Source organism: Pseudomonas sp. SWRI111 (assembly GCF_014268555.1).
GTDB lineage: Bacteria > Pseudomonadota > Gammaproteobacteria > Pseudomonadales > Pseudomonadaceae > Aquipseudomonas > Aquipseudomonas hamedanensis.
Genome location: NZ_JABWQQ010000006.1, coordinates 136,498 through 150,773, shown reverse-complemented (window position 1 = coordinate 150,773; position 14,276 = coordinate 136,498). Strand labels below are relative to the sequence as shown.

General features: G+C 60.8%; 10 protein-coding genes. 5 read left to right on the top strand and 5 right to left on the bottom strand.

Annotation, left to right across the window (positions count from 1 at the left end):
* Positions 1–4 precede the first annotated feature (4 nt).
* Genes HU755_RS10135 through rfbC form a run of 4 tightly spaced genes read right to left on the bottom strand, consistent with a single transcriptional unit; the run spans position 5 to position 4,235 of the window.
* Complete coding sequence (locus HU755_RS10135) at positions 5–460, bottom strand: YiiD C-terminal domain-containing protein (RefSeq protein ID WP_186632064.1); 456 nt, start codon at positions 458–460, stop codon at positions 5–7.
* Entirely contained in the window at positions 457–1,842 is a 1,386-nt protein-coding gene (locus HU755_RS10130) for a sigma-54 dependent transcriptional regulator (RefSeq protein ID WP_186619414.1), read from the bottom strand. Before HU755_RS10130 ends, HU755_RS10135 begins: the two co-directional genes overlap by 4 nt.
* The gene (locus HU755_RS10125; protein ID WP_186619415.1) at positions 1,839–3,647 is read right to left on the bottom strand and encodes an ATP-binding protein; all 1,809 of its coding nucleotides are present in this window, start codon (positions 3,645–3,647) and stop codon (positions 1,839–1,841) included. Before HU755_RS10125 ends, HU755_RS10130 begins: the two co-directional genes overlap by 4 nt.
* Before the next feature lie 42 nt (positions 3,648–3,689).
* Positions 3,690–4,235, bottom strand: a complete 546-nt coding sequence (rfbC, locus tag HU755_RS10120; protein ID WP_186632061.1) for a dTDP-4-dehydrorhamnose 3,5-epimerase — start codon at positions 4,233–4,235, stop codon at positions 3,690–3,692.
* Between the two features lie 162 nt (positions 4,236–4,397).
* On the opposite strand from rfbC, the gene HU755_RS10115 reads away from it, so the two are divergent.
* The 4 genes from HU755_RS10115 (at position 4,398) to HU755_RS10100 (ending at position 10,058) form a co-directional block, all read left to right on the top strand.
* Positions 4,398–7,310 (top strand): aminotransferase, encoded by a 2,913-nt coding sequence (locus tag HU755_RS10115; protein ID WP_186632058.1) that lies wholly within the window; start codon positions 4,398–4,400, stop codon positions 7,308–7,310.
* 304 nt (positions 7,311–7,614) lie between these two features.
* Positions 7,615–8,493 (top strand): N-carbamoylputrescine amidase, encoded by an 879-nt coding sequence (gene aguB, locus HU755_RS10110; protein WP_186632055.1) that lies wholly within the window; start codon positions 7,615–7,617, stop codon positions 8,491–8,493.
* Positions 8,493–9,599, top strand: a complete 1,107-nt coding sequence (gene aguA / locus HU755_RS10105; protein ID WP_186632052.1) for an agmatine deiminase — start codon at positions 8,493–8,495, stop codon at positions 9,597–9,599. The genes aguB and aguA overlap by 1 nt, the downstream gene beginning before the upstream one ends.
* A gap of 246 nt (positions 9,600–9,845) precedes the next feature.
* Positions 9,846–10,058 (top strand): hypothetical protein, encoded by a 213-nt coding sequence (locus tag HU755_RS10100; protein WP_186548505.1) that lies wholly within the window; start codon positions 9,846–9,848, stop codon positions 10,056–10,058.
* Between the two features lie 186 nt (positions 10,059–10,244).
* Here the strand turns inward: HU755_RS10100 and HU755_RS10095 are convergent, their stop codons facing one another.
* Positions 10,245–12,338 carry a TonB-dependent siderophore receptor gene (locus HU755_RS10095; RefSeq protein ID WP_186632049.1) on the bottom strand — a complete coding sequence of 698 codons (2,094 nt, stop codon included), beginning with the start codon at positions 12,336–12,338 and terminating at the stop codon, positions 10,245–10,247.
* 443 nt (positions 12,339–12,781) lie between these two features.
* Here HU755_RS10095 and HU755_RS10090 point away from each other — a divergent pair, with 443 nt between their 5' ends.
* Positions 12,782–14,068 carry an OprD family porin gene (locus tag HU755_RS10090; RefSeq protein ID WP_186548499.1) on the top strand — a complete coding sequence of 429 codons (1,287 nt, stop codon included), beginning with the start codon at positions 12,782–12,784 and terminating at the stop codon, positions 14,066–14,068.
* The last annotated feature ends 208 nt before the right edge of the window (positions 14,069–14,276 follow it).

The following is a 14,276-nucleotide window of genomic DNA, read 5'->3' as shown; positions in this document are numbered from 1 at the left end:
TGCTTCAACGGTGCAAAACGTACTGCCCGGTAAACCTCACCGCATCGTCTGCAGTTCCCGCATTCACAATCCGCGTATCGAGCGCCAACCGCGCCCGGCCATACTGCCGATACATCGCCAGAAACCTTTTCCACACCACAGCATCTGGCGCCGGACAAATCGCCACGGCGTCGCCCGTCACAGGGAGCGGATAATGGATCTGCCCTTCTTGAATGACGATGTGTCCGTCTTCAATCCCTTCTTCTTTCAAGCGCAGATGCAGCCAGCCCCAACCCGCCAGCACCGCGCCGCAGTACAGGCTGCCGCCAAACATGGTGCTCTTGTGATTGACGTTGGGAGCAAGCGGCAAGCGCAGGCTCAATTGCTGCTCACGCCATTCAAGCACCTCAAGACCCATCTCGGCGGTCAGCGGAATGTCGTGATGCAGCACCGTTTGCAGATATTCCCTTTCGCTGCTCATTCGTTGTCTTCCCCGTGGCTGCTGTCGCCAAAATTCAGGCCGTGCTTGCGCAGCTTGTCGTGCAAGGTTTTGCGTGGAATACCCAGCGCTTCCGCGAGGCTGCGCACTGAGCTGTGCGAGCGTGCCAATTCTGCGGCAATTAACGACTTTTCGAAATTTTCCACCTGCTCGCTGAGGCCGCCGTGGATGACCGTGGCGGGTGTGCCGCCAGGGCCTTCGGCAGCGCCGTTGTCCAGCGCCAGCTCCAGGCCGAGGGCAAAGCGCTCCGCGGCGTTCTGCAATTCGCGGACGTTGCCCGGCCAGGTATGGCGCAGCAGCAACGCGCGTTGTGCCGGTTGCAGTTCGTGGGGCGGCAAGCCGTGGCGGGCGCTGGCTTCATCGGCGTAATGCTGGAACAGCATCAGCGCGTCTTCGCCACGCTCGCGCAGCGGCGGAATGCGCAGCGGCGCGACGTTGAGGCGGTAATACAAGTCAGCGCGGAAACGGCCTTGATCGGCGGCCTGACGCAGGTCTTCCTTGGTGGCGGCGATGACCCGGATGTCCAGCGGGATCAACTGGTTGCCGCCCAGACGTTCAACTACGCGCTCCTGCAACATGCGCAGCAGCTTGACCTGCACGTCCATGCTCATGCTTTCGATTTCATCGAGAAACAGCGTGCCGCCATTGGCGAATTCGAATTTGCCGATCCGGCGCTTCTGCGCGCCGGTGAATGCGCCGGGCTCGTGGCCGAACAACTCGCTTTCCACCACCGACTCGGCCAGTGCGCCGGCGTTGATCGCCACGAACGGGCCGTTGCGGCGGCTCGATAAGTCGTGCAGTGCGCGGGCGACGACCTCTTTGCCGGCGCCGGTTTCGCCGAGAATCAGCACGTCAGCCTTGGTCGCTGCCAGCGCGCCGATCTGCTCGCGCAGGCGCAGCATCGGCGTCGAGTGGCCGACCAGCCGCGCACTCAGTTCGTTGCGATCGCTGAGGGCCAGGCGCAGGCTGCGGTTGTCCAGCACCAGGCGGCGCAGCGACAGGGCGCGGCGCACGCTGTCGAGCAGGGCATCGCTGGCAAACGGTTTTTCCAGAAAGTCGTAAGCGCCGGCGCGCATCGCCTGCACCGCCAATGGCACATCGCCGTGACCGGTGATCAGCAGCACCGGCAACTCAGGATCCTGTGCGTGCAATTCACTGAGCAGTTCGAGGCCGTCCATGCCCGGCATGCGAATGTCGCTGACCACCACACCGGGCCAGTCACGCTCCAGTTGCCCGGCCAGGCCCTTGGCTTCGGACAGCGGCAGGATTTTCAGACCGGCCAGATCCAGTGTCTGGCCGAGGGCCTGGCGCAGATGCGGATCGTCGTCGATCAGCACCACCTGAATGCGATTATCGATGGTCATGCACTTCGGTCCTCGGACGGTTGCAGACTGACCCCGGGTGCGCCGGCGCGCAGGCGCAGGGTGATCAGGGCGCCGCCTTGTTTGTGGTTGGCGAACGACAGTTCACCGCCAAAGGCGCGCATCAGGGTTTCACAGATGGCCAGGCCCAGACCCAGGCCCTGGGTGCGCGTCTTGGTGGTGTAAAAGGGCTCGCTGGCGCGCCCCAGGGCTTCCATGCAGAACCCCGGGCCGTTATCGCGAATGTACAGATTGACGCCGTCGGCGGTGGCTTCGGCACTCAGCCAGAGTTTGCGCGGCGGGCCTTTTTCGGTCAGTGCGTCGAGGGCGTTGGCCAGCAGATTGCCGAGCACCTGGCGCAGACGCGTCTCGCCGGCTTCGACCCAGAGCGTGGCGGCCGGCAGATCGCGGATCAGTTCGACTTCCATGCTGCGCCGACGTTTGGCCAGCAACGCCAGCGCATCGTCCAGCGCCGGTTGCAGGGCGACACTTTCCGGGGCGTGGCGATCACGGCGGGCGAAAGCGCGCAGGTGGGCAATGATCGAGGCCATGCGCCCGGTCAGTTCGCTGATCAGTTTAAGGTTGCCGCGGGCGTCTTCGGTGCGCTGATGATCAAGCAACACTTCGGCGTTTTCCGCGTAACTGCGAATCGCCGCCAGCGGCTGATTGAGTTCGTGGCTGATGCTCGCGGACATGGTGCCCAGCGCCGACAGTTTGCCGGCCTGAACCAGATCGTCCTGAGCGCGCACCAGTTCCTGCTGCGCCTGTTCGCGCTCCAGCACTTCCTGTTTCAACCGGCGGTTGAGGCCTTCGAGATCGCTGGTGCGTTCCGCGACCCGGCCTTCCAGTTCGCGGCGGGCCTTGGCTTCAAAGGCGATGCGTTCCAGATAATGGCGGCGACGCTGCATCATCAACCCAACCAGCAGCATCACCACCAGCAGGGTGGCGCCGCCGATCGCGACAACGGTGCGCACCGGCCGGTCGATCAGCGTGCGGGGGGCGAGAATGCTGACGCTCCAGCCGGTTTCGGCGATGTCGTGGGTCTGCGTCAGCCAGGCGTCGGGACTCAGGTTGAGCGGCCGTGGTTCGCGGGTCGGGTAGGGCTGGATTGCGGTGATCGCCGCACGCTCGGCATCGCTCAGCATGCGGGTTGCGCGAAAGCGCCATTCCGGGCGCGAGGTCAGGATGACCACACCGTTGTGGTCGGTGACCAGCAGTTGTTCCGGGGTTTTGCCCCACAGGCTTTCGGTGTGGTCGAGGTCGACCTTGATGACCAGTACGCCGATGATCGTTTCGCCCTTGCGCACAGCCGCGGCGAAGAAGTAGCCGCGTTTGGCCGAGGTGGTGCCGAGCCCGAAAAAGCGCCCCAGGCGCCCGGCCATGGCTTCGCTGAAATACGGTCGGAAGGAGAAGTTGCGGCCGACGAAGCTGTCGCGTTTGTCCCAGTTTGACGCTGCCAGGGTCTTGCCTGAAGTGTCCATCAGGTACATGACTTCGGCGCCGGTCTGCGCCGCGATGTTGTTCAACAGACGATTGGCGTTGCCTTGGGTAACGCCGTCATCAGGCGCTCCGAGTACAGCGCGCAGGGCCGGCAGGTCGCCGAGGATCTGCGGCAACACTTCGTAGCGGTGCAGGGTGCCCAGCAGGTTGGCAACGTAGAGATCGAGGGTCTGGCGGTTCTGGCTGGCCAGTTCGCTGCGGTAATAGCGCTCGGCGAGATGTTCCAGTGGCCACAGCAGTGGCGCCAGGCACAGGGCCAGCAGCGCGAGGCTGCGCCAGCGGGGTCTGCGGGGGAGAGTGGGTTTCATGAGCCGGTTGCGCCTGAGGTGACAGGCGCATTATGCCCGGCCTCAAGCGAAGACGTCAGCGTCCTTGAGCAGCGCGGCAGCTGCATCCTTGGCCGACAGCTTCGGCGCTTCGTCCAGTTGCCAGTCGATGCCCAGCGCTGGGTCATCCCAGCGAATGCTGCGCTCGGAAGACGGGTCGTAGTAGTTGGTGGTCTTGTAGAGGAATTCTGCGAACTCGCTCAGGACCACGAAACCATGGGCGAAGCCTTCCGGTACCCACAACTGACGGTGATTCTCAGCGGAAAGACGCACCGCCACCGACTTGCCGAAATGCGGCGAGCTGCGGCGGATGTCCACGGCCACGTCAAGCACTTCACCGACGGTCACGCGGACCAGTTTGCCCTGGGTGTTTTGCAGTTGGTAATGCAGGCCACGCAACACGCCTTTTTGCGAACGAGAGTGGTTGTCCTGAACGAATTGGGTGTCCAGACCGGTCGCTTCCTGGAACGCCCTGGCGTTGAAGCTCTCGTAGAAAAAACCGCGCTCGTCGCCGAAAACCTTGGGTTCGATGATCAGAACACCGGGCAAGTCGGTGGTGATTACATTCATGAGGATTTCCATTGATAGGGTGTGAATGGGCGACATTCTTGCGCAAAGTGCTGCGGGGTGCGAGCGTCGGGTGGAAATACCCGGTCTGCACGCGCCTGGGGGTTGCGTAACGACCGAGGCAATGGCGATATAAGCGCCTAATAAAATTTCAGGGGTCGTTTCATGCCGCTCGCCACGTTGATTCATCGCGCCAGTTTGCCAGCTCCTCAGGTTTCAGAGGCCCAGGCGCTGCAATGGCTGCACGAACATTACGGTCTCAGCGGCACGTTGCAGGCACTGGGCAGCCAGCAGGACCTGAACTATCGCCTCGACAGTGCACGCGGGCGCTTCGTGCTGAAAATCTGTCGTGGCGATTACGCCCTGGTGGAGCTGCAAGCCCAGCATGCCGGCCTCAAGTACCTCGCCGGGCATTCTTCGATCAGGGTGCCCGGCGTGATTACGGCCAATAACGGCGAAGATCTGTTGTCATTGCAAGCCGATGGCGCAGCGGTGCACGTGCGGCTGCTGGAGTACATCGACGGCCAGCCGCTGACCGATTTCAATCATCTGGGCCGTGAGGTAGTAGCCGGTTTTGGCCGGCTCTGCGGCGAGATGGACCTGGCATTGGCAGGCTTTGATCACCCGGGTCTTGAGCGCACCTTGCAATGGGACGCGCGTCACGCCTATGCGTTGATCCAGCATCTGTTGCCAGTGGTCACGGACGCGCAGCAACGCGCATCGATCAGCGCTGCCGCCGAGCAGTCCGAGTGCCGTTTGCAGCCGCTGCTGGACAAACTGCCGGTGCAGGCAATTCACATGGACATCACTGACGATAATGTCGTCTGGCAGCGGGATGCCCAGCGTCATTGGCAGTTGCAGGGAGTGATTGATTTTGGCGATCTGGTGCGCACCTGGCGCATCACGGATTTGTCGGTGACCTGCGCCGCTTTGCTGCATCACGCCGATGGCGATCCGTTTGTGATCCTGCCGGCAGTCAAGGCCTATCACGCGGCCAATCCGTTGCAGTACGAAGAACTGCAGGCCTTGTGGCCATTGATCGTGGCGCGGGCAGCGGTGCTGGTGCTCAGTGGCGAGCAGCAGGTCAGCATCGATCCTGGCAACACTTACAGTCGTGACAATCTCAGCCACGAATGGGAGATTTTCCGCGTGGCCACTTCCGTGCCGTTGGCACTGATGGAAGCGGCGATTGTCAACGCCGTCGGTTATGCCTTGCCCGCCATCGACAGCGATGGGTTTGCGCCGCTGCTGCCGAGCCTGGTCGGACGTGAATTCGCTTTGATCGACCTGGGCGTGCTCAGTCCGCATTTCGAGGCTGGCAACTGGGAGCAGGCGGGCATCGATCAGCGCCTGTTGACTGAAGCGGCCGCTGCCCATGGCCTGGCGGCAAGCCGTTACGGCCAATACCGGTTGTCGCGTACCCGTGCCGACAGCGCTGAGGAGCCGGACACCTTCGCGCTGCATGTCGAATTGCACGTGCCCCATGGCACCGCTGTGGCAGCGCCGTTTGCCGGAGTGCTGCAGTCCGCAGGTGACGACGCGCTGCAACTCAACGGTGCGCAACTGAGCGTTCGTCTGTGGGGCGTCACGGCCAATCTGCCTAGCGGCACGGCGCTGGACAAAGGGCAGGCGCTGGGTGAAATCAGCGGGCCGTTGCGCGTGCAATTGTGTCGAGGCGAGCACCTCGATGCGCCGTTGTTCTGCACACCCTCGCGTGCGCCGGCGTGGCGGGCTTTGTGTCCATCGCCGGCAGCGCTGCTGGGACTGGCCTGCGATGCCGAACCGGAGCTGGACGGAAAAACCCTGCTGGAGCGTCGCGCGGCCAGTTTCGCCCGCACGCAAAAGCACTATTACGCTGACCCGCCGCGCATCGAACGCGGCTGGCGCAATCACCTGATCGATATGCAGGGCCGTTCGTACCTCGACATGCTTAACAACGTCGCGGTGCTCGGTCACGGGCATCCGCGCATGGCCGCGGTCGCGGCGCGTCAGTGGTCGCTGCTCAATACCAACTCGCGCTTCAACTACGCTGCGGTTGCGGAGTTCTCCGAGCGCCTGCTCAAACTGGCGCCGGCGGGCATGGATCGGGTGTTCCTCGTCAACAGCGGCAGCGAGGCCAACGATCTGGCGATTCGCCTGGCGTGGGCCTACAGCGGCGGTCGCGACATCATCAGCGTGCTGGAGGCCTATCACGGCTGGACGGTTGGCGCCGATGCGGTGTCGACATCGATCGCCGACAACCCGAAAGCGCTGGAAAGCCGCCCGGACTGGGTACATCCGGTGACCGCGCCGAATACCTATCGCGGCGAATTCCGTGGCCCGGACTCGGCGCCGGATTACGTGCGCAGCGTCGAGCATCATCTGCATAAACTCGCTGAACACAAGCGCCAACTGGCCGGCTTCATCTGCGAACCGGTGTATGGCAACGCGGGCGGTATCTCGCTGCCGCCGGGTTATCTGCAACAGGTTTACGCGTTGGTACGTGCGCAGGGCGGCGTGTGCATCGCCGATGAGGTGCAGGTCGGTTACGGGCGCATGGGCAGGTTTTTCTGGGGCTTCGAAGATCAGGGCGTGGTGCCGGATATCATCACCATGGCCAAAGGCATGGGCAACGGCCAGCCGCTGGGTGCGGTGATCACCCGCCGGGAAATCGCCGAGGCGCTGGAAGCCGAGGGTTATTTCTTCTCGTCGGCCGGGGGCAGCCCGGTGAGCTGTCAGATCGGCATGGCGGTGCTGGACGTCATGGAGGAAGAAAAACTCTGGGAAAACGCGCAGGCGGTGGGCGGTCACTTCAAGGCGCGACTCGAGGCCTTGATCGATAAACATCCGCTGGTGGGCGCGGTGCATGGCTCCGGGTTCTACCTCGGCCTTGAATTGGTCCGCAACCGCGAGACGCTGGAGCCGGCGACTGCAGAGACTGCATTGCTGTGTGACCGCCTGCGCGAGCTGGGGATTTTCATGCAGCCGACCGGCGACGACCTGAATATTCTCAAAATCAAACCGCCGATGGTGACGTCGCGCCAGAGTGTGGACTTCTTTGTCGATATGCTGGATCGGGTGCTGACCGAAGGGCTGTAAACACCGCAAATCCCTTGTGGGAGCGGGGCTTGCTCGCGAAAGCTGTATGCCAGTCGCCACATTCAATGACTGACACACCGCATTCGCGAGCAAGCGCGCTCCCACATTTATTTTGCAGTGAGTCATCGATATTTATCGGCTTAATCTCACTGTTTGCAGACGAAACGCTCAAATCATGCTTTTAAACCAGATATTTATCGGCTATAAAGTCGCCATTGCTCCGGCATGGCGGTTTCATTCCGGCGCGCGCGTTTCCTTTTCGGTCGACTTTCCGACCGTCAAAGCACTTGCCCGGAGATGATTCATGAGCCGTATCGTTACCGTCGCCGCCACGCAGATGGCCTGTTCCTGGGATCTGCACGCCAACCTCGCAACCGCTGAAAGGCTGGTCCGCGAAGCCGCCGCCAAAGGCGCGCAGATCATCCTGATTCAGGAATTGTTCGAGGCGCCGTACTTTTGCCAGAAGCCGAATCCGGATTACCTGCAACTGGCGACCCCGGTCGAGGACAACCCGGCGATCCAGCATTTCCAGGCCATCGCCAAAGAGCTGCAAGTGGTGCTGCCGATCAGCTTCTACGAATTGGCCGGGCGCGCGCGTTTCAACAGCATCGCGATCATCGACGCCGACGGCAGCAACCTCGGTATTTATCGTAAAAGCCACATTCCGGACGGTCCGGGTTATCACGAGAAGTATTACTTCAACCCGGGCGATACCGGTTTCAAGGTGTGGAATACCCGTTACGCGAAAATCGGCGTGGGTATTTGCTGGGATCAGTGGTTTCCGGAAGCGGCGCGCAGCATGGCCCTGCAAGGCGCGGAAATCCTCTTTTACCCAACCGCCATCGGCAGCGAACCGCACGACAAGACCATCTCCTCGCGCGATCACTGGCAGCGTGTGCAGCAGGGCCATGCCGGCGCCAACCTGATGCCGCTGATCGCCAGCAACCGCATCGGCAACGAAGAACAGGACGGCTACGACATCACGTTCTACGGCTCGTCGTTCATCGCCAATCAGTTCGGCGAAAAAGTGCAGGAGCTGAATAAAACCGAAGAAGGTATTCTTGTGCACACGTTCAACCTCGACGAGCTGGAACATATTCGCAGCGCGTGGGGTTCATTCCGCGACCGCCGTCCCAATCTGTACGGCGCGTTGAAAACCCTCGACGGTTCCCTGGAGTCCTGATGACCACATTGAAAAGTACCCCGCGCGCCGACGGCTTCCACATGCCGGCCGAGTGGGCGCCACAGACGCAAACCTGGATGATCTGGCCCGAGCGCCCGGACAACTGGCGCCTGGGCGGCAAACCGGCGCAAGCCGCACACGCGGCGGTGGCCAAGGCCATCGCGCGTTTCGAGCCGGTGACCGTTGCGGTCTCCGCCGGCCAATACGAAAACGCCCGTGCGCGCCTCGATCTGCCGAATATTCGTCTGGTCGAGATGTCCAGCGATGACGCCTGGGTTCGTGACAGCGGCCCGACCTTTGTCATCAACAACAGCGGAGAAGTGCGCGGTGTGAACTGGGATTTCAACGCCTGGGGCGGCTTCGATGGCGGCCTGTACTCGCCGTGGAACCGCGACTCGCAAGTCGGCGGCAAGATCCTCGAGATCGAGCGCAGCCCGCGTTATCGCACCGAGGGCTTCGTGCTCGAGGGCGGTTCGATTCACGTTGATGGCGAAGGCACGCTGATCACCACCGAAGAGTGCCTGCTCAACCGCAATCGCAATCCGCACCTGAGCCGCGAAGAGATCGAAGCGGTGCTCAGCGCCAATCTGGCTGTGGATAAGATCATCTGGTTGCCGGACGGCTTGTTCAACGACGAAACCGACGGCCATGTGGATAACTTCTGCTGCTACGTGCGTCCGGGCGAAGTGCTGCTGGCGTGGACGGACGATCCGCAGGATCCGAACTACCCGCGTTGCCAGGCCGCGATGAAAGTGCTGCAAGGCAGCACCGACGCCAAGGGTCGCCCGTTCACGGTGCATAAAATGCCGATTCCGGGGCCGTTGTACGCGACCGAAGAAGAGTGCGCCGGGGTCGATGCGGTCGAAGGTTCCCAGGAGCGTAACCCGTCCGTGCGCCTGGCCGGTTCCTACGTGAACTTCCTGATCGTCAACGGCGGCATCATCGCGCCAAGCTTCAACGACCCGATGGACGCACCGGCCAGGGAGATTCTGCAGAAGCTGTTCCCCCAGCATGAAGTGGTGATGGTGCCGGGCCGCGAACTGTTACTGGGCGGCGGCAACATTCACTGCCTTACTCAGCAACAGCCAGCGCCGCACAAAGAGTGAGTTGAGTCGTAACAGCTTGAGTTGGTTACTAAATCGGCCAGGCTAATGATTAGCTCGCTACGCATGAACACAAGCCCGCAGCCCGAAAGGACGGCGGGCTTTTTTGTATCCGCCTGTCGACAGATGCCGAGTCTTGGCATAGCTCTTGTATCGGTTCCAGTGCACTAGGGAGGGAGAAGAACTTCAACAGTTCTGTCATGAATCTTGGATACCGTAGCCGCTCATGAACGGGGAGAGAGCGCTGAAATGAACGCCGAAATGAACGTAGTCAGCGAGCGGACTGTGCATCCCATGGCGGTAAACGGCGAATCGCTGCAGCTGGTCGCGCATTGGTTGAAGTCCAATGGAACGCGTCAGATCAGGGAACCTGATCCGCGCCGGATGATGATCGAGCGCTACCCCGCTGGCCTGTTCAGCGAGGCCGAACTGCAAGCGTTATGGGATGTAATGGAAGGATAAGAACAACAAGGACAGGTCAAAGCGCTGCCGGGATGGCGGCGCTTTTTTATGCAGGACACAAAAACCATTGTGAACATTGAACCGGTGGGGGGGGCTTGCTCCCGAATGCGTCGGATCAGTGACAATAATGTCGACTGACTCGGCGCCTTCGGGAGCAAGCCCCCTCCCACAGTTTTTTGCGCTGGCCTAAAAGCTGTAGGTGCCCGTCATCACCACGCTACGCGGCGCTCCCGGCTGAATCTGGAACGCGCTGGTCGCCGAAGCGTAGTACTCGCGATCGGTAATATTGTTCAGCGCCGCGCGTAAATCCCAGTCTTTCAACCGGTAACCCAGCAGCGCATCCCAACGGCCATAGCCCGGCAACATCACGGTGTTGGCGTTGTCGGCATAGCGCTGGCCGACCAGCGTCAGGCCGGTTTCGCCGTACCAGCCCATTTGCGGTTTCCAGGTGAGAAACAGGCTGCCATTGCGCTTGGCCACGTTGTTGATGCGCTTGCCTTCCAGGCCGTTGTTGTCTTTTTCGATGGTCGCATCCTGCACACCGACGCCGCCACGTACGTACCAGTTGCCGGTGATGTTACCGGTGGCGGTCAGTTCGATCCCGCGTGAACGTTGCAGACCGGACATTACCGTCAGCGTTGGATCATTCGGATCGGTGGTGCGGCGGTTGTAGAGTTCCAGGTCATAGACCGCCAGCGTGGTGCTGAGGCGATCGTCGAGCCAGTCGCTTTTCACGCCGATTTCTTTCTGCTTGGTCAGCTCGGGGCTCAAGTCGTTGGTATTGCCGGCCGCGCCCGGGGTGATGCCGATCAAACCACCGCCCACCGGCGAAAACGTCTTCGACCACGAGGCATAGAAGGAATGATTCTGCAGGGGCGTCCAGACCAGGCCCACGCGCGGGCTGGTGCTGTGGCTGTCACGGTCTTCGGAAATGTTGCGCAGCTTGTTGGTCGATTCGATGTCGAAGGTGTCGTAGCGCAAACCGCCGAGCAGTTGCCATTGATCGTTCAGGCGTAGCTGATCCTGAACGTACACTGCGCGGCTTTCGACCTCGGTGTGGCTGCTACTGGAGACTTGCATGCGACCGGTGTGGCGCAGGTCACGGTTGGGGTTGTACAGGTCGAGTGACGGCACGGGCTGCGCGCCGGGCGTCCTTCCGGTGGCGGCGTTGTACAACGTCGGATCGCGGCGTTGGCTGCCGATTTCAACCCCGGTGAGCAAGCGATGCTCAAGTCCGAACGTATCGAAACCGCCTTCCAGTTCAAGGTTGTTGTAGACGTTGCGGGTGGTCAGGTCCTGCTGCCAATGCTGGCGCGTGACCTTGTTGGTCGCCGGCGTGTAGCCGGTGAGGTAGGTGTTGTCGAAATCACTGTCGAGCTTGAACACGCCGAGGGTCTGGCGCAGTTGCCAGTTATCGTTGATCTCATAGGTGAGTTTCGAGCGCAGCGATTGCGATTTGTCGTCGATGAAATCGTGATCGTTGCCATAGGTCGTGTCGCGGCCAACGTCGGCGGGGCGCCCGTTGACCCCGGGAATACCGCGATCCGGCGTGCGGTTGTAACGGCTGTATTCGTACTGCACCAGCCAGTTCAGGTCGGGCGTCAGTTGCCAACTCATCGACGGTGCGAACAATTGGCGGTTGCCGCTGACGCCATCGCGGAAGCTGTTTTCATCCATGTTACCCAGATTCAGGCGCAGGCTGATGGTGTCGCTCGGGTCGGTGCTGAGGTCGGCGTAAAGACTGCGCAAATCTTCGCTGCCACCCTGGGCTTCAACAGTGGAGCGGCGCCCGGCTTCCGGCGTTTTGCTCACCCGGTTGACGATCCCGCCCTGACTGCCACGGCCATAAAGCACGGCGGCGGGGCCTTTGAGTACTTCGACGCGTTCGATGTTGTGCAGGTCGCGCTTGTACTGGCTGTCGTCGCGGATGCCGTCCAGATAGAAATCGTTGCTGGCATCGAAACCACGGATGCGCAGGCTGTCGAAGCGGGTGTCGGCGCTGCTGCTGACGTTGGGCATGCCACTCAGGGCGTCGCCGATGTCACTGGTGCCGTAGTTGGCGACGTTGGCGGTCTTGATCGAATCGATTGCCTGCGGCACGTAGCGTACGGGTGTCGAGGTACGGGTCGCGGTGTTGCTGACTTTCACGCGCGGGTCGTCCGCTGCTGCTTCGGCGCTGATCGAGGTGGCGGGCAGTTCGGTCGCCGCGAAGGCAAGACTGCTGGACAAAAAAGCCGAGAGCCCAAGGGTGACGGGCGTAAAACGGAACGGGGCAGGCATCTGAAGCGCATCCGAAAGGGTGGAAGAATTCGAGCGCGCGAATGGTAATGCTTAGCATTTGCTAGCGTTAATTATTCCTGAGAAGTCGTCTTGTTTGATTGTTTCAATATGTGTCGTATTCGATACGCGCATCGCGTTGAATATGAACAAGCGTTGGATTCACTGAATGGCGGCATTTCTGTGCAAGGAGTCAGCGCAAAATTTACGTTTCTTAGACGTTTTTCGCCTATTTAAAGACGATTCTTGAAATTGACACACTGTTCAGGGCGCGGCTACGATTCGGCCCAACGCCTGTGGCCAACCGCCATGATTCAAAACAAGGAGCAGGCCCGCCATGATTCGATCAAGGCGGGTCTTTTTGTTTCGGGGTGAATAGAAGAGTGCAAAAGCGCCGTTTCAGCCGTTCGACACAGCGCGTTTCAACCCGTAATAAGGAAAACAACATGTTGAACAAGCGGATCAGTCTGATCGCACTGGGGATGTTGAGTGCTACACAGGCCATGGCTAACGACCAGGCCGAATCCAAGGGTTTTGTCGAAGACAGCAGCCTTAAAGTGCTGTTGCGCAACGCCTACATCAATCGTGATTACAAGGACGGTCGTCCGGACAAAGCCGAGTGGGGCCAGGCGGCGATCGGGACGTTCTCGTCCGGCTTCACCCAGGGCACCGTGGGTGTCGGTGTAGACGCCTTTGGTCTGTATGCGCTGCGTCTGGACGGCGGCAAGGGTCGTACCGGCGCGCAAGGCATCGACTTCTTCAAGCAGGAAAATGACGGTCGCGCGGCGCATGACATCGCCAAGGGCGGCGCAGCGGTCAAATTCCGTTTCTCCAACACCGTGCTGACCTACGGCGACCAGATGCCGGCGCTGCCGGTGCTGAGCTACGACAACGTGCGTCTGCTGCCGGAAAGCTACACCGGTACTTTGATCACCTCCCGCGAGATCAAAGGCCTGGAGCTGAACGCCGGTCGTTTCACCGCTGAATCGCGCAAGAGCGATGAAGGCCGTGACAGCGGCGGTCTGAAGGCAATCAACGTGTTGGGCGGCAGTTACCAGTTCACCGAAAACTTCAAAGGCGCGCTGTACGCGTCCGACGTTGAAGACGTGTTGAAGAAACAATACGTGAACGCCAACTACGTGATTCCTTTCAACAAGGAACAATCGCTGACCCTGGACTTCAACGGTTATCGCACCAAGCTCGATAACTCCTATGTCCGCGAAAACGCTGTAACCGGCGACGACAACAAGATCTGGAGCCTGGCCGCCACCTTCGCTACCGGCCCGCACTCGTTCACCGTGGCGCACCAGCGTTCCACCGGCGACAGCAATCTGGGTTACGCCTACGGCGGCTATCAGAAAGATCAGGGCCGTGTCGGTGACGGTGGTAACTCCATCTACCTGGCCAACTCCTACTGGTCGGACTTCAACGCCGAAGACGAACGCAGCTGGCAGCTGGGCTACGGCCTGGACTTCGGCGCATTCGGCGTACCGGGTCTGAGCTACAACTTCGCGTATGTGCGTGGCGACAACATCACCACGTCCACCAGCGAAGGCGGCACCGAGCGCGAGATCTTCAACCAGTTCAAGTACGTCGTGCAAAGCGGCCCGGCCAAAGACCTGAGCGTGAAGCTGCGCAGCTCGATCCTGCGCGTGTCGCAGAAATCCAGCGAATACAACGTCAGCGGCAACGAGCTGCGCGTGTTCGTGGACTACCCGATCAACATCTTCTGATGAACGATCGCGCGTAAGAAACAAAAGAAAACCCCGAGGCCTTCGGGGTTTTCTTTTGATGTTTTTCCAGCGAAAAACCGGAAAACCCGTGTTTTTGTCATGTAAAAGTTGTTTTCGCGTCGCTTCAAGCCTCGTTTCAAATGGCTTTTCAAATGCCTGAAATTCTTTCTCATGGACGCAAATTCTCCACCTAATAGATTAGGCCGCT

Excerpts from the sequence above, each read along its gene's own strand:
- HU755_RS10135 (WP_186632064.1), bottom strand. The coding sequence starts at position 460 with ATGAGCAGCGAAAGGGAATATCTGCAAACGGTGCTGCATCACGACATT.
- HU755_RS10095 (WP_186632049.1), bottom strand. The coding sequence starts at position 12,338 with ATGCCTGCCCCGTTCCGTTTTACGCCCGTCACCCTTGGGCTCTCGGCT.
- rfbC (WP_186632061.1), bottom strand. The coding sequence starts at position 4,235 with ATGAATGTAATCACCACCGACTTGCCCGGTGTTCTGATCATCGAACCC.
- HU755_RS10125 (WP_186619415.1), bottom strand. The coding sequence starts at position 3,647 with ATGAAACCCACTCTCCCCCGCAGACCCCGCTGGCGCAGCCTCGCGCTG.
- HU755_RS10130 (WP_186619414.1), bottom strand. The coding sequence starts at position 1,842 with ATGACCATCGATAATCGCATTCAGGTGGTGCTGATCGACGACGATCCG.
- aguB (WP_186632055.1), top strand. The coding sequence starts at position 7,615 with ATGAGCCGTATCGTTACCGTCGCCGCCACGCAGATGGCCTGTTCCTGG.
- HU755_RS10115 (WP_186632058.1), top strand. The coding sequence starts at position 4,398 with ATGCCGCTCGCCACGTTGATTCATCGCGCCAGTTTGCCAGCTCCTCAG.
- aguA (WP_186632052.1), top strand. The coding sequence starts at position 8,493 with ATGACCACATTGAAAAGTACCCCGCGCGCCGACGGCTTCCACATGCCG.
- HU755_RS10090 (WP_186548499.1), top strand. The coding sequence starts at position 12,782 with ATGTTGAACAAGCGGATCAGTCTGATCGCACTGGGGATGTTGAGTGCT.
- HU755_RS10100 (WP_186548505.1), top strand. The coding sequence starts at position 9,846 with ATGAACGCCGAAATGAACGTAGTCAGCGAGCGGACTGTGCATCCCATG.